We start from the raw sequence: 3,284 nt of genomic DNA on the forward strand, positions 1-3,284 counted from the left end.
AAAACGCTTGGATATCGTCGCTAAACGTCTCCTGCGTCGGCTGATTGCCGTTGATTACATCGAATAAACAGACGGCGGTTTGAAGCTTCTGGGCCTGCAACAGCATACTCTGGACCAAGGTCGTGTTATCGGCAGGAGATAGCAGCGTCGCTTCCGGACACAGGTAAAGCGACGGAACGGTTTCGTTCTTCAACAGCGCTAAGCCCGCCTGAAGATCGGCTAAGGTCACATTCGGATTGATACACTGAATCCCCGGGGAGGTCAGCGGCACCCCGCTCGGCCCGCCATAGGGGCCGACCGAGACGATACAGGCCCTCCCGCCACCATTCAGGAAAAATAAACGAATCGAATTATACATATAATAAATGGTATTTTGGTCGGGTAAAATCGTATAGGAACTACCGTTTATCGTAATATTCGGCCCGCCTCCCGATTCGGAAGTTTGCGCGATGAGATAATATTGCGGTGAATATTGTTGGCTGGATGTTGGAAGCGCAAAAATAGCTAAATATTCGGCAAATGAATCAATGTAAACGGGCTGATTGTAATATGATTTTCCCTCAAACTCAGCCTTCGGCGTATAGCCGACAAACGCCGGCACCGCCGTTGCAATGGGAATCACCGAATTGGGGAAGGCGCTGACCTCGTCACTATAGACGCCCGGTGTTGAAAGCGTGCGCAAGATCGCCTCATCCTTGTCAGAGGTGCTTCGTTGAGACGGAAAGGCTGATCTTTTCCCTTCCAATCAAACGACCATAGCTACCCTTGGCGAAGCGACACTTGGCGTTGCGCGGGATACAGGGAGCGCCGGGATACTATCAGACCGGCGCCCCCCAATCCCCCTACACGTCCAAATTCGCCACCTTCAGCGCATTCGCCTGAATAAAGTCGCGGCGCGGCTCGACGAGGTCGCCCATCAGGGTGGAGAAGACTTCTTCCGCCTGTTCGGACTGGGCGACTTTCACTTGCAGCAGGGTGCGGGCGTTGGCGTCCAGGGTGGTTTCCCAAAGCTGGTCCGGGTTCATTTCGCCCAGGCCTTTGTAGCGCTGGATGGAAACGCCCTTGCGGCCGTGCTCGAATAGCACATCGACGAGGGCCACCGGCCCCGCCACTTGCTGTTCCTTATCCTTCAGGCGCAGGCGGGCCGGAAGCTGGAAGGCGGCGCGGAAGGTGTCGGCGAGGGTCATCAGGCGGCGCATTTCCACCGACCGCAGGGTGGCCGCGTCCAGATCATAGCGCTCTTCCACGCCGCGCCACAGGCGTGACAGGCGGATGCCATCGGCGGTGAGAGTGCCGCGCCAGCCGCGTTCGGCCTCGCGCGTCATCGCGTCCATCCGCTCGGCGATGCGGGCGACGAGGGAGGCGTCGGTCTCGTTCGCGCCAATCTCGGCATCCGGGTTAGGCAGCCCAGCGAGCAAGGCTTGTTCCACAATCGTAACAGAGCCGACGCGCCGCCCGACCTGCTGAATAAGGTTGCGCGCGGCCCGCGCCGTATCGGCCAGGCGGCGCAATTCATCCGCCGCAATCGCGGTGCCATCGCCCAAGATCAGCGTGGCATCCTTCAGCCCATCGGTGAGCAGGTAATCTTCGAGCGCGCGGTCGTCCTTGAGGTAGACGGCGCTCTGCCCGCGTTTGGCCCGGTACAGCGGCGGCTGGGCGATATAGAGGTAGCCGCGCTCGATGAGTTCCGGCATCTGGCGGTAGAAGAAGGTCAGCAGCAGCGTGCGGATATGGCTGCCGTCCACGTCGGCGTCGGTCATGATGATGATTTTATGGTAGCGCAGCTTCTCGATATTAAAATCTTCAACGCCGATGCTAGTGCCGAGCGCCGCGATCAGCGTGCCGATTTCCGCCGAGAGCAGCATTTTGTCGAAACGCGCGCGCTCCACGTTCAAAATCTTCCCGCGCAGCGGCAGAATGGCTTGATACTTGCGGTTCCGGCCTTGCTTGGCCGACCCGCCTGCCGAGTCACCCTCGACCAGGAACAGTTCGGCGGCGGCGGGGTCGCGCTCTTGGCAGTCGGCGAGTTTGCCCGGCAGCGAGGCGATATCGAGCGCGCCCTTGCGCCGCGTCATTTCGCGGGCTCTCCGGGCGGCTTCGCGGGCCGACGCCGCTTCGACGATTTTCGCGACGATGCGCTTGGCTTCGTGCGGATGCTCTTCAAACCATTGGTTCAGCTTTTCGCCGATGATGTTTTCGACGATGGGCCGCACTTCCGACGAGACCAGCTTATCCTTGGTCTGGCTGGAGAACTTCGGGTCCGGCACTTTCACCGACAGCACACAGGTGAGGCCTTCGCGCGCGTCGTCGCCGGTCAGCGAGACCTTTTCTTTTTTAGCGATACCGCTGTCGGTCGCATAGGTGTTCACGATGCGCGTCAGGGCCGAGCGGAAACCGGCCAGATGGGTGCCGCCGTCGCGCTGCGGGATATTATTGGTAAAGCACAGCATCGATTCATGGTAGGCGTCGGTCCATTCCAACGCCGCTTCCACGGTCACGCCGTCGCGCTCGCCCTTCACCATAATCGGCGGGGCGTGCAGGGGCGATTTCGACTTATCGAGATACTGAACGAAAGCCTGCACGCCGCCCTTGAAGTGCAGCAGCACTTCTTTCGGCTCGCTGTGGCGGCCATCGATGAGCTTCAAGGTAACGCCGGAGTTCAGGAACGCGAGTTCGCGCAAGCGATGCTCCAGCGTGTCGAAGCTGAACTCGAAGACATTCTCGAAGGTGCCTTCGGGGTTTTCGTCGGTTTTATAGGAGGGCAGGAAGGTGACTTCCGTGCCGCGCTTGCCATCGGACGGGCCAACCACCTTCAACGGCGACACGGCCGCGCCGTGGCGGAATTCCATCTCATGGGCATGGCCGCCGCGCCAAATGCGTAAGCGCAAGACCGAGGAGAGCGCGTTCACCACCGACACGCCGACGCCGTGCAGACCGCCGGAGACCTTATAGGAATTCTGGTCGAACTTACCGCCCGCGTGGAGCTGGGTCATGATGACCTCGGCGGCGGAAATCCCTTCCTCCGAATGCACATCGGTCGGAATGCCGCGCCCATTGTCGCGCACCGTGCAGGAGCCGTCCGAGTTGAGAATCACTTCGACCAGATCGCAGTGCCCGGCCAGCGATTCATCGATGGCGTTATCGACCACCTCATAGACCATGTGATGCAGGCCGGAGCCGCTGCCCGTATCGCCAATATACATGCCGGGGCGCTTGCGCACGGCATCGAGACCGCGCAAGACCTTGATCGAATCGGCGTTATAGTCTTCCGCATTCGTGGTTCC

2 protein-coding genes are annotated in these 3,284 nt (G+C 60.1%); both read right to left on the minus strand.

Annotation, left to right across the window (positions count from 1 at the left end):
* Nucleotides 1-682, minus strand: a 682-nt coding sequence (locus VZ95_RS14910; RefSeq protein ID WP_198148326.1) for a hypothetical protein, incomplete at its 3' end; no start/stop codon positions are given.
* 160 nt (nucleotides 683-842) lie between these two features.
* Nucleotides 843-3,284, minus strand: a 2,442-nt coding sequence (gyrB, locus tag VZ95_RS14915) for a DNA topoisomerase (ATP-hydrolyzing) subunit B (protein WP_045776560.1), incomplete at its 5' end; no start/stop codon positions are given.

Origin of the sequence: Elstera litoralis (genome assembly GCF_000963705.1) — a bacterium.
Classification (GTDB): Bacteria; Pseudomonadota; Alphaproteobacteria; order Elsterales; family Elsteraceae; genus Elstera; species Elstera litoralis.